This is a genomic window from Bacillus sp. GW821-FHT01G09 (assembly GCF_059422205.1).
Genome location: NZ_JBWKWL010000002.1, coordinates 218,558 through 238,677 on the forward strand (window position 1 = coordinate 218,558; position 20,120 = coordinate 238,677).

The following is a 20,120-nucleotide window of genomic DNA, read 5'->3' on the forward strand; positions in this document are numbered from 1 at the left end:
ACATTGATCGGGTTTTTTATATAATTCCTCTGTTTTGCAGTGCGTTAATGATGAGATCAGCTCCATCGGAAATAGAGGTCTGGTCTGACTCAATGATGAAATCGGGTGAAAGCGGCGCTTCATACGGAGAATCGATCCCGGTGAAATGTTTGATCTCTCCGTTTCGCGCTTTTTTATAAAGCCCTTTTGGATCGCGCTGTTCACAAACATGCAGCGGGCACTTCACATAAATTTCGAAGAACTCACCTTTAGGAAAGAGTGCTCTAACCATGTCCCGATCCTCTCTGAATGGAGAAATAAAAGCCGTTAAAATCATTTGCCCGCTGTCGACAAACAGCTTCGCCACTTCTCCGATCCGGCGGATGTTTTCAATCCTGTCACCAGTCTGAAATCCAAGGTCTTTGTTTAAGCCGTGGCGGATATTATCACCGTCAAGCACATAGCTCTGAATGCCCTTGCGGTAAAGCTTTTCATCAACTGCATTGGCCAGCACCGATTTTCCGGAGCCGGACAAACCTGTAAACCAAAGGACGCAGCTTTTGTGTCCGTTTAAGGACTGTCTGTCAGACTTCGAGATGGCAGCGGGATGCCAAATGATGTTCGGATTGTGTGTCATTGCAATTCCCCGCTGTTTTGCTTGATGGCAACAGGCTGTTGGTGAAGTCCCTTGATCAGCACGGCTGCGACCTCAGGCCGGCTGAATTCTTTAGGCGGCTTTTTGCCTTGGCGGAGAAGCTCTCTCACTTTTGTGCCTGATAAGTGGATGTGGTCTCTCGGGCTGTGCGGACATGTTTTGGAGGTGCCCATGTTTCCGCATTTTCGGCAATAAAAGCTGTGCTCAAAAAACAGCGGCTTTATGCCCAGCTCTTCCTCTGTGAATGATTGAAAAATATTTTGGGCGTCGTATGTTCCATAGTAGCTGCCGACACCCGCGTGATCACGGCCTACAATAAAATGGGTGCAGCCGTAATTTTTTCGGACGAGCGCATGGAAAATCGCTTCCCGCGGACCTGCATAACGCATGGCGGCAGGGAAAACCGATAACATGACACGATCCTTTGGATAATAGTGATTAAGCAAAGCCTGGTAGCTCTCCATTCTGATATCGCTTGGGATATCGTCTGACTTTGTTTCTCCGACAAGCGGGTGAAGCAGCAGACCGTCGACCGTTTCTAACGCTGTTTTTTGAATGTATTCATGCGCTCTGTGAACAGGGTTCCTGGTTTGAAAGCCGACAATCGTTTTCCAGCCGAGCTTTTGAAAGGCCGCTCTTGTTTCTGCGGGCGTTGCATAAAACTGTTCGAAAGATTTGTCAGGCAGGCGGCTGACCGTGATAGGCCCTCCGATATAGTAATCCGGGCGCGCCAGCAATTTTTTTACGCCTGGGTGGGCAGGATCGTTTGTTTTAAAAACAGACAGTGCTTCTTGTGTTTTATCAGGCTGGTATATATCGGTGACTGTGATCATGCCGTAGGTAACACCGTCTTTCACAAGCTTGACGTGATCTCCGGCAGACAGCTGTTTTGCTGTTTTTTCTCCGACAGGCAGCGTAATCGGCAGGCTCCACGGCAAGCCGTTTGCCAGCCTCATTTCCTTCACAACACGATGATAATCTTTTTCTCCCAAAAAACCTGTTAACGGGCTGTAGCCGCCGATCGCAATAAGCTCCAGGTCGCTCAGTGCAAGCTGATCCAGCTCAGCTTGGCACGCGCACCCTTCAAAATGGCATGCGTGATCACAGCGGTTGATTAATACCCCTCCGTGGGGTTCGTTTCCATTCAACGTGTTCAACCTCCATTTATACGTTTCCTTGTTTTCTTTGCTGCAGTTAATGAAGTTTGACATCAGCGCCTCAACATCATTTCGACTCTCATAGCCAGAACCTGCCGTCCGCTATTCTTGATGCAGGCCGCATTCTGTTTTCTCCCGTCCGGCCCATCTTCCAGCCCTCTCATCGTTCGGGTCCGGGGAAGGCAATGTACACATTTCACAGCCTATGCTCGGGTAATGTTGATCGTGCAGTTTGTTATAAGGCAAATTGTGCAGGCGGATGTACGTCCAAACGTCATCCCATGTCCAGTGGATGAGCGGGCAAATTTTGATGAGCTCAAACTTCTGGTCCAGGTTTACGTATTGAATATGCTTTCTCGTTGGTGACTGATCCCGGCGCAGTCCTGAAATCCAAGCTGTCATGCCGGACAGGTGCTTTTTGAGCGGTTCGATTTTCCGCAATTGGCAGCAGAGGTTCGGGTTATGCTTCCACAGCTCTCCGCCGTACTTCGTCCCCTGTTCTGTTAAGCTCAGCTCGGGTTCGAGCATCTGGATTGCAAATCCCGGATATCGTTCTTTGACGGTCTCGATCAGCTCATATGTTTCCTGAAAATAAAGCCCGGTATCCAAAAAGATGATGTGTGCATTTTTGTTGATTTTTGATATTAAGTCGAGAAGCACCATTCCTTCTGCGCCAAAGCTGCAGGCGTACACAATCTTTTCTCCGTACGTTCGGTAAGCCCATTTCAACACATCGAGCTCATCGATCAATTGATCCGTTATCCGTTTGGACAGCATGTCGTTCCATGTGTCATATGTGATGGTTTCGTTCAATGTTTTCCCCCCGTTTGCATCTGCTTTTTTTATCTATTGATCGAGTTATAGGCAGACTATTCATTTTTTGCATAAAGGTTCAGGGTTTTTAGGGGCTGCGCCCGCCTAAAATGAGGTGCGGAACCATTAAGAGCCCGGCTGAATATGCTTTTTAGCAAAATGGTTTTATGCCCAAGGAGAGGTAGTATGCCGATTGCCATTTATCAGGGGCATCATCATTCGCTTGCCCCGGCTGATATTAACATCGTCATTGATGTCATCAGAGCATTTACGGTCGCCCATTATGCGTTTATCGGCGGGGCGAAAGAGATTTTGTTGGTCCGGACAGCTGATGAAGCCTTTGCGCTGAAAGACACCTATCCGGATTATGTATTGACGGGAGAGGAAAAGGGGGTCGGTATCAGCGGATTTGATTTAGATAATTCTCCAAAACGCATGGCGGGACAGGATATGGCGGATAAGCGCCTGATCCAGAAAACAACAAACGGCGTCACAGCAGCATTGGGGGCGCTGAACGCAAAGCATCTGTTCGTAACTGGATTTTCCAATGCCAAAACAACGGCACAGCATGTGAAAAAGCTCGCCGCAAACGATTGTGTCATAAACATTGTGGCTTCCCATCCATCCGGTGATGACGATATGGCATGTGCGGAGTATATCAAAGGCATCATTGAAGGGACAAATGCGATAATGGCTGCGGAGGCGATTGAAAGAATAAAACGCTCTTCTGTTGCGGAGAAGTTTTTTGACAGCCGCCAGCCATTATTTGATTCGGAAGACATCGTTTACTGTACAAAAGAACTGACGGGCGATTTTGTGATGAAAGTGAAACAAGATGGAGAAGTTCCAACGATAGAGAGGGTCATAATATGAATGATTTTTCACTAGAATTGCCAGTGAGAACAAACAAGCCGAGAGAAACCGGGCAGTCCATTTTAATTGATAACGGCTATCCCTTGCAATTTTTCAAAGATGTCATAGCTGGAGCGTCCGACTATATTGATTTTGTGAAATTCGGCTGGGGCACATCATTACTTACGAAAGATCTTGAAGAAAAAATCAGCACACTGAAAGAACATGACATTACATTTTTCTTTGGCGGCACACTGTTTGAGAAGTACGTAAGCCAGAAAAAAGTGAATGAATTTCATCGGTACTGCACCTATTTCGGCTGTGAATATATTGAGATTTCAAACGGTACGCTCCCGATGACAAATAAAGAGAAAGCGGCTTACATTGCTGATTTTTCTGATGAATTTCTTGTCCTCAGTGAGGTGGGCAGCAAGGATGCGGAATTAGCAAGCCGGCAAAGCTCTGAGGAATGGCTTGAATATATCGTTGAGGATATGGAAGCGGGCGCGGAAAAAGTGATTACAGAAGCCAGAGAAAGCGGAACGGGAGGGATCTGTTCCAGCAGCGGCGATGTCAGGTTTCAAATTGTTGACGACATCATTTCCTCGGATATTGATATCAACAGGCTGATTTTTGAAGCGCCTAACAAAACGCTTCAGCAAGGTTTTATTCAAAAAATCGGGCCGAATGTGAATCTGGCCAATATTCCATTTCATGATGCCATCGCTTTGGAGACGCTGCGTTTAGGGCTAAGATCCGATACCTTTTTTCTGTAAAACAGCGGCTGCGGGGCTCTCGTCGTGAAGAGAGCCTCTGCCTATTATTTTTTATGGCGGTACATAGGCGTGAGATAGGGAAGTGAGGTCAGACGGATGTTGTAGATGAAGTCGATGACTCTTGTCGATATCACTTGGCATATCAGGGCTTGAATGACAATGCCCCAGTCAATAATAGACGCGGTGACCATAAAAATGATGCAATTCATGATGAGCAGGATCGTACCAGGATTCCCGCCGCGGTAGATAGAAATCATCAGAGCAAGGGCTCCGAATCCTCCGTTCGAAATTTTATATTTGTATAAAAGTCCGATGCCGAGTCCCAATAACACTGCGCCGCTTGCCAGATCAAGCCACAGATTAGATGTGATATCCGGAAAAACCGCATCAAAGATCAATACCGAGACAGAGGTGACGGTGATAGAAGCGAGGGTGCCGGTGAATGTTCTCATCTCCAGCCATTTTAAAGCGGTAAAAAGCATTGATACATTCACAGCCCACACTGAAAATCCGTGGGGGATTTGAAACAGATAATGCAATAGCACCGCAATACCTGCTGCACCGCCTGTCGGAATATCATGCGGAAATAAAAACAAGGACATGCCGAGTCCTTGTAGTACGCCGCCTACGACAATCATAAACGTAAGTTTTGCTTTCATCAGCAGTTCAGCCATTAAGTCATTTGCTCCTTTATGAAAAGACTTGTCCGCTGTTTTCATTTTATGAGGCTGTCCATGATTTATGTCTCAAAATAAAGAAATGGCCCAGCTTAATATGCTGAGCCATCCCACTTGTAGCGATTGACGATCTCCTTATTGATCTCTGTTCCAATGCCTTTTCCTTTCGGGATATGGACCATTCCTTTTGAAGGCTGCAGGCTGACGAGATCTGTAAAAGGATTCTCCATGACGTCCCACTCGATCGGTTCAATGTGATCGTTCTTCATTTTAGACCATGGGGGCAGACAGGCTTGTGCAAATAAAGCATAGAGCCGTGAGAGCGATCCGTCATATGCATGGGCGGATGCTCTGACGCCAAAATAACGCGCGAGCTGGAGGCAGTCCCGAAACTCATCAATTCCGTTGACATGCATGACATCGGGCTGAATGATATCCAAACAGCGCTGTGAAAGAAGAGGCACATATTGCGCCGGGCCTTTCATATTTTCTCCGCCGGCAACAGGAACAGACAAACGGCTTCGAAGCATAGCGTAATCCTGCGGCTGATCAAAGGGCAAAGGCTCCTCAAGCCAGCCAATGTTCGTCCATTCGGAGAAATAGCGCTCCCATTTAAAAGCCGCAGCGGCATCGTAGCTTTGGTTTGCGTCCAGAATCATCGTAATGGAGCTGCCTGCTGTATGCTGCAGCGCATTGATGTGCCGGACATCCTCCTTGAATGAAGTCCCGCCAATTTTGACTTTGATTTGCTCAAAACCTTTTTTCAACTGGGCTTCAACATTGGAGACTGAGCGGCTGATCCATTGCGGGGAGTCTGAGTACGATTGAAAAGACGCGTACACAGGAATCTCCTCTCTGTATCGCCCGCCCCATAATTCGCAAACCGAACAATCCGCAGCTTTGGCTGCAATCTCTGTCAGCGCCATGCTTACAGCGGAGGCCGCCCGCTGGTGCCATTTTTGAATCGTGCGCACTAATGACAGGCGGCTGCCAGCCTGTTTTCCTAATAGAAACGGGATGATCCGCTTCGTAAAACCGACATGGAGAGCAGGGAGCCAATCAACGCATTCTCCCCAGCCGTCTATCCCGCTTTCGGTGATAATCCTGATGAGATAACAAGTCCGATATCGTTTAAACCCATTGGCATCTCCATATGGCTTTTCTAATCGGTGAAATAGCGGAAAGGTTTCAATCCGTACAATTTTCACACTGGGTGCTACCTTTCCTCAGCGGGCTGTAGCCGATTTCCAGCCATTTTAGTGTCTTCTTTTTCTTTTGTTTCTTCATTGTTTTGCTTCACATGAATGAGCATCATCACAAGAATCCCGACAACGAGAGTCAATCCCGCGATGCTTAAAAACATGCCGGGTCTGGACCATTGCATCAGGCGGCCGAAAATCGGAGGACCGATCGCTACCCCTAAGAAACGTACAGAGCCGTACAGCGAGGTGACAAATCCCCGTCTTTCCTTGCCGACAGCCCCGGTAATAAAACTGTTCACACAAGGAAGGACAAGACCTGAGCCTATGCTGCTCAGTACAAGAACACTGATAAAAAGGCCAAGATTTTCAATGAATGACAGTGCCGCGTAGGATACGGTCATGAACGCCAATCCAAGTACGATCAGCTTTTTCATTAACGATTGCTTTTGCCCGATTTTGCTTCCTGTTGTATAGGACGTCACACACATAACCAAAAGCGGGATCGCTAAAATCAAGCCTTTTTTCACGCCGTCGGTGTCGTATGTTTTTTCAAGAACATCTGAGAGATAAAACAGGATGCCGAATAAAGTAAACAAACAGGTCGCACCGGCTAAATAAGCGGTAAACAGCCATCTGCCTTCATGTTTAAAGACACTTAACAGCCCTTTTGCATATTTTCCGATTGGTGGCGGTTCTTTTTCCTTTTTCTTTTCTTTAATAAAAATCCAAGTCAGTACGATCGAAATGATACAAAACACAGGAAAGGCAAAAAACGCGCCATACCAGACAAGCAGGGCGATCAGCGAGCCAATGATCGGCGATAGCACTTTCCCCATGCCGTTTGAAGCTTCAACAAGGCCGAGCACCTTGCTCTCCTGGGCGCCTTTAAACAGATCTCCCGTCAGTGCCATGGCAATTGGGCCGGTTCCGGCTGCCCCGATTCCCTGTAACGCTCGTCCTGCCATGACCCAAGGGTAGGCATTGTCAAAAAAACCTGCCGCAAACCCGGCTAACAAACCGCCGGCACCATACAAAATTAAGCAGGGAATAATGATGACTTTCCTTGAGAATCGGTCTGCGAGATAACCGACAATCGGAATCGCAAATGCTGCAATCAAGGAAAATACTGTGATCACGAGACTGACTTGAAATTGTGATAAATGAAGTTCAGATTTCATTTTTGGCAAAATCGGAATAAGCATCGAGTTTCCTAGGGTTAATATTAAAGGGATTGAACCGATTGCTACAATCGTCATTCCATTATTTTGTTTTGATGATTCCATCTCAGAGCACACTCCTTTTCTTCTGCTTAGAATGTCCCTGATGGCTTCGTTTATTCAGCGATCAGACAGCAAAAAACCGAACAGAAGATACCTGTTCGGGAAAAAAGAGGGTTAACCGAGAGCCTGTGAAATCAAAGCATATATGTGTCCATTTTGAATAGGCGCTTTTTTCTGATAGAACAAAAGCGGAGGTTCATCATCTTTATGAAATCCCATTTCTATCAGGCTGTCATGCAGAGACGTGTGTTCACTCGGTATATCAATTCGCATCGGCCCTTGTTTGCCGGCCGCCAGCCTGTTAATTATTTGTGCTGCAACATCTGATGATGGAGCGATGATAGGGCCGAATTTCAAATTGGCCGGTGTCTGTACAGAAAGTCCGTAGCCAATTAGCTGTCCGTCCTGATTTCGGGCGATGATACATTCGCATGAAGCAGAAATAAGCTGCTGCAAAAGGTTTGATCGATCTCCGCCAAAGGCAGCCAGATCCGCCGCGGTTAAGTCGTGAAAGTCTTGTTCTCTAAAGGATGTCAGTTCAGCATCAAGCTTTTTTGTATAAGGTTGAAAACTGTGACAGCTGTACTTTCGCACTGAACCAGCCGTATGAAAACCTGCTTTTTCATAAAGCGGCAAACCTTCTTTTGTGGCGCAAAGCCTGATGGCGGTGTTTTCATCTGTTTGGGTGATACAGGCGTTTACCATACGCCGGCCGAGACCGAGCCGTTGATATTCTTTGTCCACGATAACGAGGCCGATAGAAGCAAGACGGCCAAACAAAAACAAGCCGATGCAGGAAATAATATCACCGCTGACATTTTGATAGCCGAAAAAGCGTCCTTGCTGGACAAGCAGTGCCAGCTCTTGTTCGCCGTAATCCGGCCACCCGGCTTGCCTGCAAAGCCGCAATAGACTAGGGGTATGTTCTTCATGAAGCTTAATCAGCTCATCGATTACCCTCATACAGATCACCTGCTTGTTTCGAGTTTTTTATACATGATGATATGTGTGCCTATGCCGGGAATCTCAAACGGTTCGCCGAGTTCTTCCCAGCCAAGCTTTGAATAGTAGCCTTTCACATGGCTTCTGGCATTGCACCAGACTGCCTGAACGCCGTTCTCCGCCAGTTTCTCTTCCGCGTGTTTGATCAGCGTGCTCCCGCCTTTTTGATCGCGATATCCTTCAAGCGTTGCCATGCCTCTCAGCCGATATGCTGGGGATTCTGTTATTAATGGCTGATTTTGCGGGGAAAAAGAAGCGATGCTGATCAGCTTTCCTTCAAAAAACGCGCCGAGATGAAAGGAGCCTTTTGCATGATCCTCTTCATATTTGCATTGTTCAATGGATTGATGGGGACGCAGAATACGGTGCCGGATTTCATATGTATCTTCCGCGGAAATGGTTTTGACTTCGAGCATAATGTTCCTCCTCATGACTGTTTTTCTATATCGTAACACGAATCCCGTTGAAAAAGACCGCCCGATTGGATCAGACAGTCTTTTAAGGGATTAATGCAAAAAGATATTTTGGCGCTGCTCATCTTTTTGCTGAATATATGAAGTAAGCTCAGCGGTTAAGTCAGATCTGAGGAAAGGCGTTATCAAGTAGATGCCGTTAAACAGCTCGCATGCCGTATCCAGCAGGGAGCGGGCAATCGCAAGGCCTTCCGCCTTTTGCTTTTCTTTATCTTCACCGGCATGGGCCATTTTTTCGCGAATCGTATCAGACAGCTTAATGCCGGGAATTTCATTATGGATGAATTCGGCATTCCGGCTGCTTGTCAACGGCATGATGCCGATATAGATCGGTGTCTTCAGATGTTTTGTTTCGTTATGGATATCGACAAGCTGCTGCTCGGAATAGACAGGCTGAGAAACAAAATAATCTGCGCCGCAATCTATTTTTTTCTCAAGCCGTTTTACCGCTTTATCCAGATGGCGGACGTTAGGATTAAATGCAGCGGCAACTGAGAAATTCGTTTTCTTGCCGAGCGGTTTTCCAGACAGAGACAGACCTTCATTGAATTGTTTGATCAGCCTGATTAAATCAAAAGATGTTAAATCATATACAGACGTCGCACCAGGAAAATCCCCGATTTTAGAAGGGTCACCTGTAATCGCAAGCACGTCATTCAGCCCTAACGTATCAAGGCCCATTAAATGTGACTGTAAGCCGATAATGTTACGGTCACGGCACGTAATATGGACAAGGGAACGCATATCGAGCTGCTGCTTGACAAGGGCGCCGCAGGCAACATTGCTGATCCGCGGGGTCGCCAGAGAATTGTCGGCGAGTGTCAGGGCATCGATTCCCGCTTCTTTTAATTCAGCAGCCGCCGATAGAAATTTGTCAAAGCTTAGTTTTTTCGGCGGGTCCAGTTCTACGATAATAGAGCGTTTTTTCGCTGCGATCTCATCCAGACCGGGCTCGGTTCGCTCGTGATGAACAGAAATGAATTCTTTTGCCCGGGTTTTGACTTCTTTTTCCGTAATCGGAGCCAGCCCGCCAACCGCTTCCGCCATCGCCCTGATGTGATTCGGCGTTGTGCCGCAGCAGCCGCCGATAATCCGCGCACCTTGCTTACGGAATTCTGACGCGCTGTTTTGGAAATACGTGTCGTCTGTTTCATAGACGAGCCGTCCCTCTTCAAGCGAAGGAAGGCTGCTGTTCGGATAAACGGATAAGAATACGTCATCAAAAATCGGCACTTCGCTGAGCGCTTCAATCATGTGATAAGGGCCGAGGCGGCAGTTAATGCCGACAATATCAGCTCCGAGATCCGCAATCGAGCGCAATGCGTCAGAAAGCGGCGTTCCGTCCTGCAATACGCCTTGCTCGTGCATGGAGACATTGAGCATAATCGGAAGATCAGTCTCTTTGCGCGCGATTTTCAGCACTTCACGGGCTTCTTCCAAATCATAATACGTTTCTAACAGCAAGCCATCCGGCTCTTCATGCAGCAGCAGGTACAGCTGCTCGCGGAAGCTGCGCTTAATTTCGTCAAGACTGTACGCGTTTTTATTAAATGTGCGTATGCCGCCCATCGTTCCAAGCACGTATGCATCGCCTGCTGAAGCCCGCGCGATCTTTACGGCCTCCTGATTCATTTTTTTGATGTCATCCTCAAGCCCGTGTCTGGATAATTTAATATAGTTGGCCCCGTACGTATTCGTTTGAATAATGTTGGCTCCCGCTTCAACGTACGCTTTATGTATGCGCTGAATTTCCTCCGGCTTTGAAATATTGAGCTCCTCAAAACACCTGTCAATGCCATAGGAGTAGAGGAGCGTCCCCATGGCGCCGTCACCGATTAACACCTGTCTTTGCAAATCTTCTAAAAGTCCCATTGTCTGCCTCCTTTATTCACATCAGCAAGGAAAAAAGAGAAATAAAAAAAGTCCTCTTAAGAAGAAGACTTTGTCAGTGATTTTGTCTCTTCTTATCTTCCAAGCTGTTCGAGCTTGCTGGATTTAGCACCTTGGTCATGGCTGATCGCCATTACACCGGTTGCTGAAGCTTCGTCGGGCCAGTCCCTCTGCTTCTCTTGATAAGAACGGATATGAAATTTTCGTGTCAGGAAGTGCCAAAAGATACCTGGCGTTTTTCCCTTTCTCCAAATTTACCGAAAATAAAGACAATAATCAATAGGAATCAGAAAATTTATCTGAAATTTATAAATTGAACGTCAACTGGTAAATCTGCTCCCCGCACAGCTGAGATAATCTGCTGCAGGTCATCTTTGTTTTTTCCGGTGACACGCACTTGATCATCCTGCACCTGAGACTTTACTTTCAGTCCGGAGTTTTTGATGATTGTATTGATTTTTTTTGCGTTGTCCTTGTCGATGCCTTGAACAAGCTTTGCACGCTGGCGTACCGTTCCGCCTGACGCGTTTTCAACCTTGCCGTAATCAATGTTTTTTGTCGGAACGTTTCGTTTAATCAATTTGCTGACCAGCACATCTTTCAGCTGGCTTAATTTGAATTCGTCATCGGAAACGAGGACCAGCTCCTCTTTATCTAAAGAAATGTCGCTTTTGCTGCCTTTAAAGTCATATCGGGTACTGATTTCTTTCAGTGCGATTTGGATTGCGTTTTGCACTTCAGGCAATTCCACCTTGGATACAATATCAAATGAACTTTCTTTTGCCATATGAAAACCTCCATAACATTTAACTTATGTGTTGATTATAGTAGAATAAAGAGAAACTTCCAACAGAACAAAGAATCAATTTGTGATGATTGGAAAAAATGTTAACAAAATCCGCAGAGATTAAGCGGAACAGGAAGGACGATAGCATGAGACCAGGGCAGCAATTAACCTTGAGTATAGATCACCAAACCGACTTCGGTTACTTTTTAACCGATGGGGAAGATACGATTCTCTTACATAACAGTGAAATGACTGAGGATATCGAGGACAGAGACGAAGTAGAAGTCTTTATATACGTCGACCAGCAGGAAAGGCTTGCGGCCACGATGAAAATTCCGGTCATCAGCGCGGATGAATATGGCTGGGTTGAAGTGGTGGATAAAGTGGAAGATATGGGCGTATTCGTTGATGTCGGTTTATCGAAGGACGCACTAGTCGCAACTGAGCATTTGCCGCCGTACGAAGATGTCTGGCCGCAAAAAGGGGACAAACTTTACTGTATGCTGAAGGTGACGAACCGGGGGCGCATGTTTGCGAAACCAGCGCCGGAAGATATCATCAGCGAACTGTTTAGCGACGCTTCAGAAGATCTGATGAATAAAGAGCTGACAGGTACGGTGTACAGGCTGATCGCATCGGGTTCATTCGTGATCACGGATGACGGTATCCGCTGTTTTATTCACCCGTCAGAAAGAAAAGAGGAGCCAAGACTCGGTTCAAGAGTCACAGGCCGGGTGATTCAAGTGAAAGAAGACGGTTCAGTCAACTTGTCGCTGCTTCCGAGAAAACAGGATGCAATGTCTGTTGATGCTGAGTGCATTCTAACGTATATGAGAATGAGAAACGGTGCCATGCCGTACAGTGACAAAAGCCAGCCTGACGATATCAGAGAACGTTTTAATATGAGCAAAGCCGCCTTTAAACGCGCGCTGGGCCATTTGATGAAAAACGGAAAAGTGTATCAGGAAAATGGATGGACATACGAGAAAAAATAGCATGAAAACGGCTCGCCTGCAGCAGACTGCGGAGCGAGCCGTTTTTTTATGTCTAGTTTAATTCATCAACCAGCGTTCTGATTGCCATTTCGCGATCCACATTGTCTGAAATCGCAATCGGCGTAATATCAATGGCGAGAATGATCAGAATCAGGGCACCTGCTGCAGCAACATAAGAAACATAATAGAAATAGTTAGCGGTATCAACAGTGTTGACAAGCTCGGCCTGAACTCTGGATGTATCATCCTTGGAAGCGGCGATTTCCTTTGCTGCTTCTACTTTTTCTTCAACGATTTGACCTGCTTTTTTCAGCAGTTCATCCACTTTCAATGCATCTTTGCTGTAAACAGCTTTCTTCAGGTTATCAAAAAAGTCAGCATCCTCTTTTTTAATATCAGCGACAACCTGATTGGCAAAAGCCTTTGCCTGTTTTGTGTTGAGTTTGTCTGTCATCGCTTTATTAAAGACCTCTGGAAGCTGTTTGCCAACTTCCCCTTGGGCAAACACAAAGCCTTTAAAAATTTCCTCACCTGAATACTCAAGCTGCTTTGCCTGTGCCACACTTTCTTGCTGTTTCACCAAAAACACAGTCGTCACCAATACAACCGACAAAAATACTAGAAACGCCTTCTTCAAACTGAAACCTCTCCCTTCTTGTGTTTTTTATTCCACAACAGTCTGCGAATATATGTAAATTGAATCGTGGAATCGATAGGAGTGAGATACAATATCAAAATGCCGGCCATGATAATGGAAAAACTGATAAGGCCTAGCATGATTGCAAAAATCTCATGCATAAAAACAGCGATGATCAAAATCAATCTCCAATGCTTCTTCGGAGCAAACAGCGCCGCGAAGATGACGATTTGAACCAGCAGCGTTCCCCATGTCGGAATCACCACGAACGGACTTGTTACAATTGGCTTCGTTAACGCCTGAAAAAAGCCGTTAAAGCCAATGGTTTTTTCCTGGGCGAAATAATAGACGGCCGTTCCGTCCACCCATTCCTGCTGAGACAGCTTAGCGACGGTAGAGTGAAAATAAAGCACCGCCACTTGGATTCTGATCACAAAATAAGAAATAAAAGCTGTTATTTTTCCAAGTGTTCTTTTGCCCTCTATAGGTCTCGTACTCCAATGCCATTTTCTCGGATCGGTCAGCGTGATGGGAAGCAATAAAAAGGTCATGACGGCTGCTGCCTGCTCGCCTCCGTCGATGACGATCAGCGATGACTGCAGACTGTAACTGACATACCAATGCAGAACCCCGGTGATTCTGGGGCGCCAGCCAATGACAACAAGCACCAGAATGACAATGCAGACCCACCTGAAAAGATTTAACATCATATAGTTATTTTCGCCGAGGCAAAAGAGACTGAGATTCATTTTACAAGCTGGATAGCTGCTGATCCCGCTGGCTGGCTTCATAATGAGGCTCGGGTGATTGATGAGCAGCGTCAGCAGGCTGGATAGCGCAATGATGCTTCGCGCGAGACCGTATACATTTGTCCACGGGTTTCTTTCGTCCCATCTGGTGATGGTCTGTTTTATGTTTTCGAGCATGAGATCACAACCTTGACTATGCTTTTTACCTGATAAGACGAAGGGGTGTATTTAGAATAGCTCCAAGGAACAATATCCTCTTTCGTCAAATAGTAGCTGCCACAAAGCAGCGGGCGGGGAGCGGGTGTTTTTAATTGCACGGTTTTGGCTTTGCTTTTGCATGCGCCGAGGTCCTTTTCTTTACATGCTGTCCACTGTTCCTTGCCGACTTGGCTGTAGATCACGCCCATTTCAACGCCTTGTGACCGCCCATACCGATACAGGCCGAATAGGTTGTCAGCCCTCATATTGGGCCATCTGACCTTGGCGCTGGCATTTTCAGCCTCATATAAGCCGATTGCAGTATCACGCGGATTTTTGCTAAAAAAGCCCCAGCCCTGAGGGAGGATGCTGGACATGAGAAATTTGGAGTCCTTTGTCAGCGGAATCGAGGTTGTCCCCAAGCTGCCAATAATAGAAAACAGAAATAGCGAACCCCAAAGGATTGAAAAAATGACAAAAAATGATATCGATTTCTGCATTCGACTGCTCCTTTTAACCTGAAGAATCGTTTTTACACTTTTCATAATATAAAAACATTTATGTAATAAAAAGGTTAAAAAGTATGAGAAATTCCATTTTTGTTAAAAGAAAAAACAGGACATTTTACACTGCTATATGTGATTGATATATAGTGGTTTTTTCGATATATTTAAACCATGAAAACGAATCAAGTTAATGACCGCTGGATTGTTCAATTTCGAAAAGGGATTTTCGAGCTGGCCATCCTATCCCTACTGCGTTCTAAACCGATGTACGGTTATGAGCTGACGTCATCCTTAAAAACCACCTCGGCTCTGGCTATTTCAGAGGGAGCGATTTATCCGATTTTGAAACGTATGACCGAGAAGGGATGGATCGAATTTTTTGGGGAAGATTCACTGGACGGCCCGAAAAGAAAGTATTACAAAATGACACAAAAAGGAGAAGAAATGTTAAAAGAACGGCTGGAGAAATACCTGGAAACCCATCAAGCCTTACTGTCTTTATCGGGGGATTTGCTATGAATGGACAGCTTATCATTGACCGATACATGGAGGAACTAAATGCAGAGCTGGCGAATATGCCTGATGTAGAGAGAGAAAACGCTATCGACGAATTAAAGGGGCATATCACCGCTTTCGTTCAAGACAGAATCAAAGCCGGCCTTAGTGAAGAGGAACTGCAGGAAGCTGTTGAATCTGAATTTTCTCATCCGAAGGAGCTTGCCGAATTGATGATGGGTGATGGGGGAGAGACGAAAAGGAGGAGGTCTTTATTGGGCAAAAGCTGGCTTTCGGTCCTTCTCATTGTCACGATTATCGCCCTGCCGCTGCTGCCGTCCGACTTCAGACATCTGCCGCTGGCTGTTTATTTAATGGTGCTCGCCGGATATGTATGGAAGCGGAAAAAATTGATGATGTTTGCAGGTGTCAGAAAAAACAAAATGCGCTCTCAAAAGGAGATTGTCAAGATTTCGCGAGTCGGTGCGGTTTATCTGCTGTTTTTAGCAGTGGTGCTTCTTTTGTGCCCGTTCCTCAATGCGCTTGTCGTCCTGCTGCTGATTGCAGTAAGCTGCGCCGCTTTTTTTCTTTTTCTTAACATCAAGTAATCTTGTAGGAGGCTGTAAGATGGAAATCAGCATCAATTATCTATTAATTGTCATCGCGCTTTTATTCTTTGTGGTTGCCTATTTTGTCGGAATCAAAAAACAAACCTGGATGCTGGCTGGGTTTAACGAGGCGCGTATACGGGATAAAGATCGGCTGGCCAGAATAGCAGGCTACTTTTTCTTGAATTCCGGTTTGTTCATATTGCTGAATAGTTTTATCTCATTTCAAGGTCAGGAGCAGCTCATACCTCCGCTTATACTGGCATATGGAGCAGGGGTTATTATTTATGTCAATAAAAAATTAGTAGAGTAGGAAAAGAAGAACGAAGCACCACATACAAGTTTTTGTATTTTTGATAGGATGAAGAAAAATGGTAGATTCCAAAATAGGAAGGAAGTGGTGTTTTGCGCAACCTGACCAAGACATCTCTATTACTGGCCGGCTTATGCACGGCGGCCCAAATGGTTTTTGTAACACATGCCTCAGCTGATCAAAGCATCAAATACGACCATACGTATCAAACCCCTTCATACATCATCGAAAAGTCACCGCAGAAGCCGATACAAAACACAACCCAGAAAGAATCGCTATTTTCCTATCTTGACAAGCATCAAACGCAGTTTAAGCTCAAAGGGAATGCGAACAGCCATTTTCGCGTTTCGAAAACCATAAAGGATCCAAAGACAAAACAAACGTTTTTTAAATTAACGGAGGTTTACAAAGGAATTCCGATTTACGGCTTTGAACAAGCGGTCGCGATGAAGGAAAACAAACAAGTGAAAAGTTTCTTTGGAAAGGTGCATCCGCAAATCAAAGACGTCTCCATTACACCGTCTATTTCTGAGAAAAAAGCAATACATGCAGCAAGGCGTGAGCTCGAGGCTTCCATTGGAAAAATCGAATATCTTGATGGGGAACCAAAAGGCGAATTATATATCTATCCACACGACGGTGAATATGATCTCGCCTACCTTGTGAGACTCTCGACATCTGAACCTGAGCCTGGCTATTGGCATTATTTCATCGATGCCAAAAACGGAAAGGTCATCGAGTCCTTTAATGCCATTCATGAAGCGGCAGGTACAGGAATCGGCGTGTCAGGTGATGAAAAAAGCTTTGACGTCACAGAACAAAATGGGCGCTTTTATTTGGCTGACGAAACAAGGGGAAAAGGGATCAATACATTTGACGCGAAGAACCTGAACGAAACCTTGTTTACGCTTTTGTCTCAACTGATCGGGTATACGGGCAAAGAAATAGTCAGCGGCACGTCCGTATTTAATGAACCTGCGGCTGTAGACGCACACGCAAATGCGCAAGCCGTTTACGATTATTACAGCAAGACATTTGGCCGTAATTCTTTTGATCAAAACGGAGCAAGGATTACGTCTACCGTGCATGTCGGCAAACAATGGAACAATGCTGCGTGGAATGGTGTCCAGATGGTATACGGAGATGGAGACGGTTCGAAATTTAAGCCGCTGTCTGGATCGCTCGACATTGTCGCGCATGAAATCACACACGCGGTCACACAGTATTCCGCCGGTCTTTTATATCAAGGAGAACCCGGTGCATTAAATGAGTCCATTTCTGACATTATGGGCGCGATGGCTGACCGTGATGATTGGGAGATCGGCGAAGATGTCTATACTCCTGATATTGCAGGAGATTCATTGCGGTCATTGGAGGACCCATCTAAGCAGGGAAATCCAGATCATTACTCGAACCGCTACACAGGAACAGAGGATTATGGCGGAGTCCATATCAATTCGTCCATTCACAATAAAGCAGCTTATCTTCTTGCAGAAGGAGGCGTGCACCACGGTGTACAGGTTGAAGGGATTGGGCGTGAAGCAAGTGAACAAATTTACTATCGGGCTTTAACATATTATGTAACGGCATCTACAGATTTCAGCATGATGAAGCAAGCGGCGATTGAAGCTGCCAATGATTTATACGGTGAAGGCTCGAAGCAATCAGCTTCAGTCGAAAAGGCGTATGAGGCTGTCGGCATTCTATGAGCAAACAAAAACAGTCAGGACACAGAGTCTGACTGTTTTTGTTTGCTCATTTTCTTAAAAAGAATATCGCCAATGTACCTGGGCCGGCATGCGAGCCGATTGCTGAACTGATTGGATGCATAATGATTTCTTTCGGCTTGAACGCTTCCTCAATCAGGTGTTTCATGTCCGTGGCTTTTTCTTTGTTCGCGGCGTAGCTGATCCCGACGGTTTGATTGCTCCAATCATCCCCGCGCTCTTTCATAAGCTCGATGATCCGTTTGAAAAGTTTCTTCTGTCCGCGAATTTTTTCCAGAGGCACAAGCTTGCCGTCCTCCATCTGAAGCAGCGGTTTAATATTCAACAGGCCGCCGACAAAAGCGGACGTTTTGGATATCCGGCCGCCCCTCGCGAGATATGTTAAGTCATCAACGGTAAAAATGTGTTCAAGCTGGCTGCAAAAGTTCTTTACAGACGTTTCAATTTCTTGTATTGTATTCCCGTTGATACAGAGATCGGCAGCATGCCGGACAGCCAGACCGTATCCTAATGAAGCGCATTTGGAATCAATGACCCGCAAATCGAAATCGGGGAATTCCTCCTTCACTTCATTGGCGATCATTACAGCTGTCTGATACGTGCCGGAGAGACCTGAGGAAAAGGCAATGTAAAGAGCGGGATCACCTGTTTCGGCATATTGCAAAAACACATTTTTAATCGTTTGCGGTGAGGCTTGGGACGTCTTAGGCGTTTCTCCATTTTGCATCGCTTCAAATATTTGATCCGCATGAATTGTGATTGCATCTTCGAATTCTTTATCGCCGAGAGAAACCCTGAGCGGAATAAAGCCAATGCCTTTTTCTTCAAAATAAGAACGAGGCAAATCAGTGGCGCTGTCAGCGATGAGATGAACTGTCATATTGCTTCCCTTCTTTCCGTTATCGCTCGTTATCATGAGAGTTAAGCCAACTATATCATATTAATTTGCCAAAATCGTGTTCAAATATTTGTTTTAAGGGAAAACATAATAAAGAAGAAAGAGCGGAGGAACATGCCATGGTACTAGATCAAACAAAAAAATTACTCATCGTCATCATCGGCGCTTTACTCAATGCTGCCGGGCTGAACTTATTTTTGATACCTGCAGATGTATATGCCAGCGGATTTACAGGTGTTGCCCAGCTTTTATCAAGCGTCGTTGATCAATATGCCCCCTTTTACATATCGACGGGAACGCTCTTGTTCCTCTTAAACATTCCGGTCGGTATTTTAGGATGGCTGAAGGTCGGCAAATCGTTTACAGTGTACAGCATTTTAAGTGTCGCACTCACTACTCTGTTTATGGGGATCCTGCCGGAAACAAGCCTGTCACATGACATTTTGCTGAACGCGGTGTTCGGCGGCGTCATTTCCGCAGTCGGTATCGGCTTAACATTAAAATACGGAGCTTCGACAGGCGGGCTTGATATCGTCGCCATGGTGCTTGCAAAGTGGAAGGATAAACCCGTCGGCACGTATTTCTTCATTCTGAACGGGATTATCATCTTGACGGCAGGATTATTGCAAGGTTGGGAGAAAGCATTATATACTCTGGTTACGCTGTATGTGACAACAAGGGTGATCGACGCCATTCACACTCGCCACATGAAGCTCACGGCAATGATCGTGACGAAAAAAGCGGACGAAATCAAAGAAGCCATTTACGGAAAAATGGTGCGCGGCATCACAACTGTTCCGGCAAAAGGAGCTTTTACGAACGAACAGAAAGAAATGATGATTATCGTCATCACGAGGTATGAACTGTACGATTTAGAAAAGATCGTCAAAGAAGTTGATCCGAAAGCATTTACGAACATTGTTCAAACGACAGGGATTTTTGGTTTCTTTAGAAAAGACTGACGAAAGCAGGTGGAAGTCGTGAAACGGCTGCTTGTGATGCTCCTCCCCGTGCTGCTTTTGATAGGCTGCGGGAAAGATGAGCAGACAGAACCCGATAAGGAGGTATCAGGCGGAATGGAGAATCAAGAGGTTGTTTTATCTATTGACGCAATTCAGGAGCCTGAACAAATCAAGTTTAACATGTCGCTGAAGAACCAAAGCGAACGTGCTATTGAGTTTCAATTCAGCACAGGGCAAAAATTTGAACTTGTCGTGTATGATTCTGAGCACAAAGAAAGATACCGTTATTCGAAAGACAAAATGTTTACGCAGGCTTTTCAAAATCTGACGCTTGAATCTGGAGAAACATATGATTTCTCTGATGTGTGGAAGGAAGTCCCGGAGCCCGGAACCTATGAGGTAAAGGTGACATTTAAGGGCAGGGCGGAAAATCTCAAGCAGGTTCAGGCTGTTCAGCAGTTTGAAGTCAAATAAGAGGCTATGGCGAGT

The 20,120-nt window shown here is 45.8% G+C and carries 23 protein-coding genes and 1 riboswitch; of the genes, 9 read left to right on the plus strand and 14 right to left on the minus strand.

The annotated features are described in order from the left end of the window. Window positions 1-16: 16 nt before the first annotated feature. From cysC to AC07VD_RS06495, 3 genes are all read right to left on the minus strand, one after another. Window positions 17-616, minus strand: coding sequence for an adenylyl-sulfate kinase (cysC, locus tag AC07VD_RS06485; RefSeq protein WP_003245829.1), 600 nt, complete (start codon window positions 614-616; stop codon window positions 17-19). Further along, on the minus strand, window positions 613-1,782 hold the full coding sequence (sat, locus tag AC07VD_RS06490) for a sulfate adenylyltransferase (RefSeq protein ID WP_029946679.1): 1,170 nt from the start codon (window positions 1,780-1,782) through the stop codon (window positions 613-615). The genes cysC and sat overlap by 4 nt, the downstream gene beginning before the upstream one ends. 111 nt (window positions 1,783-1,893) lie before the next feature. Continuing rightward, window positions 1,894-2,604, minus strand: coding sequence for a phosphoadenylyl-sulfate reductase (locus AC07VD_RS06495; protein WP_494721652.1), 711 nt, complete (start codon window positions 2,602-2,604; stop codon window positions 1,894-1,896). Window positions 2,605-2,790: 186 nt separating this feature from the next. On the opposite strand from AC07VD_RS06495, the gene AC07VD_RS06500 reads away from it, so the two are divergent. Both AC07VD_RS06500 and AC07VD_RS06505 read left to right on the plus strand, forming a co-directional pair. Next, the gene (locus AC07VD_RS06500; RefSeq protein ID WP_212129634.1) at window positions 2,791-3,477 is read left to right on the plus strand and encodes a 2-phosphosulfolactate phosphatase; all 687 of its coding nucleotides are present in this window, start codon (window positions 2,791-2,793) and stop codon (window positions 3,475-3,477) included. Further along, window positions 3,474-4,232, plus strand: a complete 759-nt coding sequence (locus tag AC07VD_RS06505; RefSeq protein WP_015252388.1) for a phosphosulfolactate synthase — start codon at window positions 3,474-3,476, stop codon at window positions 4,230-4,232. The genes AC07VD_RS06500 and AC07VD_RS06505 overlap by 4 nt, the downstream gene beginning before the upstream one ends. A 44-nt stretch (window positions 4,233-4,276) precedes the next feature. Here the strand turns inward: AC07VD_RS06505 and AC07VD_RS06510 are convergent, their stop codons facing one another. The 7 genes from AC07VD_RS06510 to AC07VD_RS06540 form a co-directional block, all read right to left on the minus strand. Then, window positions 4,277-4,906, minus strand: coding sequence for a YitT family protein (locus tag AC07VD_RS06510; RefSeq protein WP_009966972.1), 630 nt, complete (start codon window positions 4,904-4,906; stop codon window positions 4,277-4,279). A gap of 95 nt (window positions 4,907-5,001) precedes the next feature. Then, window positions 5,002-6,117, minus strand: coding sequence for a mandelate racemase/muconate lactonizing enzyme family protein (locus AC07VD_RS06515; protein WP_069964096.1), 1,116 nt, complete (start codon window positions 6,115-6,117; stop codon window positions 5,002-5,004). 8 nt (window positions 6,118-6,125) lie between these two features. After that, entirely contained in the window at window positions 6,126-7,394 is a 1,269-nt protein-coding gene (locus tag AC07VD_RS06520; RefSeq protein ID WP_494721653.1) for an MFS transporter, read from the minus strand. Window positions 7,395-7,505: 111 nt separating this feature from the next. Continuing rightward, on the minus strand, window positions 7,506-8,354 hold the full coding sequence (locus tag AC07VD_RS06525; RefSeq protein ID WP_494721654.1) for a GNAT family N-acetyltransferase: 849 nt from the start codon (window positions 8,352-8,354) through the stop codon (window positions 7,506-7,508). A 5-nt stretch (window positions 8,355-8,359) separates the two neighbouring features. Continuing rightward, window positions 8,360-8,809 (minus strand): GNAT family N-acetyltransferase, encoded by a 450-nt coding sequence (locus AC07VD_RS06530; RefSeq protein ID WP_124073124.1) that lies wholly within the window; start codon window positions 8,807-8,809, stop codon window positions 8,360-8,362. Window positions 8,810-8,899: 90 nt separating this feature from the next. Beyond that, entirely contained in the window at window positions 8,900-10,738 is a 1,839-nt protein-coding gene (locus AC07VD_RS06535; protein WP_003245847.1) for a bifunctional homocysteine S-methyltransferase/methylenetetrahydrofolate reductase, read from the minus strand. Between the two features lie 89 nt (window positions 10,739-10,827). Continuing rightward, a riboswitch (SAM riboswitch) is annotated at window positions 10,828-10,945 on the minus strand. Between the two features lie 106 nt (window positions 10,946-11,051). After that, window positions 11,052-11,543 carry a YajQ family cyclic di-GMP-binding protein gene (locus tag AC07VD_RS06540; RefSeq protein WP_024572207.1) on the minus strand — a complete coding sequence of 164 codons (492 nt, stop codon included), beginning with the start codon at window positions 11,541-11,543 and terminating at the stop codon, window positions 11,052-11,054. 98 nt (window positions 11,544-11,641) lie between these two features. Here AC07VD_RS06540 and AC07VD_RS06545 point away from each other — a divergent pair, with 98 nt between their 5' ends. Next, window positions 11,642-12,538 carry a CvfB family protein gene (locus AC07VD_RS06545; RefSeq protein WP_494721655.1) on the plus strand — a complete coding sequence of 299 codons (897 nt, stop codon included), beginning with the start codon at window positions 11,642-11,644 and terminating at the stop codon, window positions 12,536-12,538. Window positions 12,539-12,590: 52 nt separating this feature from the next. Here the strand turns inward: AC07VD_RS06545 and AC07VD_RS06550 are convergent, their stop codons facing one another. The 3 genes from AC07VD_RS06550 to AC07VD_RS06560 are packed head-to-tail and all read right to left on the minus strand — an operon-like array spanning window position 12,591 to window position 14,622. After that, a complete protein-coding gene (locus tag AC07VD_RS06550) occupies window positions 12,591-13,175 on the minus strand; it encodes a sporulation delaying protein family toxin (RefSeq protein WP_003244950.1) in 585 nt (194 codons plus the stop codon). Then, entirely contained in the window at window positions 13,172-14,101 is a 930-nt protein-coding gene (locus tag AC07VD_RS06555; protein ID WP_124059708.1) for a sporulation-delaying protein SdpB family protein, read from the minus strand. Before AC07VD_RS06555 ends, AC07VD_RS06550 begins: the two co-directional genes overlap by 4 nt. Continuing rightward, window positions 14,086-14,622, minus strand: a complete 537-nt coding sequence (locus tag AC07VD_RS06560; RefSeq protein ID WP_494721656.1) for an SdpA family antimicrobial peptide system protein — start codon at window positions 14,620-14,622, stop codon at window positions 14,086-14,088. Before AC07VD_RS06560 ends, AC07VD_RS06555 begins: the two co-directional genes overlap by 16 nt. Before the next feature lie 177 nt (window positions 14,623-14,799). On the opposite strand from AC07VD_RS06560, the gene AC07VD_RS06565 reads away from it, so the two are divergent. The 4 genes from AC07VD_RS06565 (at window position 14,800) to nprB (ending at window position 17,753) form a co-directional block, all read left to right on the plus strand. After that, on the plus strand, window positions 14,800-15,147 hold the full coding sequence (locus tag AC07VD_RS06565; protein WP_494721657.1) for a PadR family transcriptional regulator: 348 nt from the start codon (window positions 14,800-14,802) through the stop codon (window positions 15,145-15,147). Then, window positions 15,144-15,731, plus strand: a complete 588-nt coding sequence (locus tag AC07VD_RS06570; RefSeq protein WP_494721658.1) for an HAAS signaling domain-containing protein — start codon at window positions 15,144-15,146, stop codon at window positions 15,729-15,731. The genes AC07VD_RS06565 and AC07VD_RS06570 overlap by 4 nt, the downstream gene beginning before the upstream one ends. A 19-nt stretch (window positions 15,732-15,750) precedes the next feature. Further along, a complete protein-coding gene (locus AC07VD_RS06575; protein ID WP_003233021.1) occupies window positions 15,751-16,044 on the plus strand; it encodes a DUF3784 domain-containing protein in 294 nt (97 codons plus the stop codon). Window positions 16,045-16,136: 92 nt separating this feature from the next. Beyond that, window positions 16,137-17,753, plus strand: a complete 1,617-nt coding sequence (gene nprB, locus AC07VD_RS06580; protein WP_494721659.1) for a neutral protease NprB — start codon at window positions 16,137-16,139, stop codon at window positions 17,751-17,753. A 46-nt stretch (window positions 17,754-17,799) separates the two neighbouring features. Here nprB and AC07VD_RS06585 read toward each other — a convergent pair whose 3' ends face one another. Continuing rightward, window positions 17,800-18,651, minus strand: a complete 852-nt coding sequence (locus AC07VD_RS06585) for a DegV family protein (protein WP_494721660.1) — start codon at window positions 18,649-18,651, stop codon at window positions 17,800-17,802. 137 nt (window positions 18,652-18,788) lie between these two features. Here AC07VD_RS06585 and AC07VD_RS06590 point away from each other — a divergent pair, with 137 nt between their 5' ends. Both AC07VD_RS06590 and AC07VD_RS06595 read left to right on the plus strand, forming a co-directional pair. Further along, a complete protein-coding gene (locus tag AC07VD_RS06590) occupies window positions 18,789-19,631 on the plus strand; it encodes a YitT family protein (protein ID WP_003245017.1) in 843 nt (280 codons plus the stop codon). A gap of 18 nt (window positions 19,632-19,649) precedes the next feature. After that, complete coding sequence (locus AC07VD_RS06595) at window positions 19,650-20,105, plus strand: BsuPI-related putative proteinase inhibitor (RefSeq protein ID WP_014479419.1); 456 nt, start codon at window positions 19,650-19,652, stop codon at window positions 20,103-20,105. Window positions 20,106-20,120: the final 15 nt, after the last annotated feature.

Coding starts and splice junctions, on each gene's coding strand:
- cysC (WP_003245829.1), bottom strand. CDS start 616: ATGACACACAATCCGAACATCATTTGGCATCCCGCTGCCATCTCGAAG.
- AC07VD_RS06500 (WP_212129634.1), top strand. CDS start 2,791: ATGCCGATTGCCATTTATCAGGGGCATCATCATTCGCTTGCCCCGGCT.
- AC07VD_RS06505 (WP_015252388.1), top strand. CDS start 3,474: ATGAATGATTTTTCACTAGAATTGCCAGTGAGAACAAACAAGCCGAGA.
- AC07VD_RS06510 (WP_009966972.1), bottom strand. CDS start 4,906: ATGGCTGAACTGCTGATGAAAGCAAAACTTACGTTTATGATTGTCGTA.
- AC07VD_RS06520 (WP_494721653.1), bottom strand. CDS start 7,394: ATGGAATCATCAAAACAAAATAATGGAATGACGATTGTAGCAATCGGT.
- AC07VD_RS06525 (WP_494721654.1), bottom strand. CDS start 8,354: ATGAGGGTAATCGATGAGCTGATTAAGCTTCATGAAGAACATACCCCT.
- AC07VD_RS06530 (WP_124073124.1), bottom strand. CDS start 8,809: ATGCTCGAAGTCAAAACCATTTCCGCGGAAGATACATATGAAATCCGG.
- AC07VD_RS06535 (WP_003245847.1), bottom strand. CDS start 10,738: ATGGGACTTTTAGAAGATTTGCAAAGACAGGTGTTAATCGGTGACGGC.
- AC07VD_RS06540 (WP_024572207.1), bottom strand. CDS start 11,543: ATGGCAAAAGAAAGTTCATTTGATATTGTATCCAAGGTGGAATTGCCT.
- AC07VD_RS06545 (WP_494721655.1), top strand. CDS start 11,642: ATGTTAACAAAATCCGCAGAGATTAAGCGGAACAGGAAGGACGATAGC.
- AC07VD_RS06555 (WP_124059708.1), bottom strand. CDS start 14,101: ATGCTCGAAAACATAAAACAGACCATCACCAGATGGGACGAAAGAAAC.
- AC07VD_RS06560 (WP_494721656.1), bottom strand. CDS start 14,622: ATGCAGAAATCGATATCATTTTTTGTCATTTTTTCAATCCTTTGGGGT.
- AC07VD_RS06565 (WP_494721657.1), top strand. CDS start 14,800: ATGAAAACGAATCAAGTTAATGACCGCTGGATTGTTCAATTTCGAAAA.
- AC07VD_RS06570 (WP_494721658.1), top strand. CDS start 15,144: ATGAATGGACAGCTTATCATTGACCGATACATGGAGGAACTAAATGCA.
- AC07VD_RS06575 (WP_003233021.1), top strand. CDS start 15,751: ATGGAAATCAGCATCAATTATCTATTAATTGTCATCGCGCTTTTATTC.
- AC07VD_RS06585 (WP_494721660.1), bottom strand. CDS start 18,651: ATGACAGTTCATCTCATCGCTGACAGCGCCACTGATTTGCCTCGTTCT.
- AC07VD_RS06590 (WP_003245017.1), top strand. CDS start 18,789: ATGGTACTAGATCAAACAAAAAAATTACTCATCGTCATCATCGGCGCT.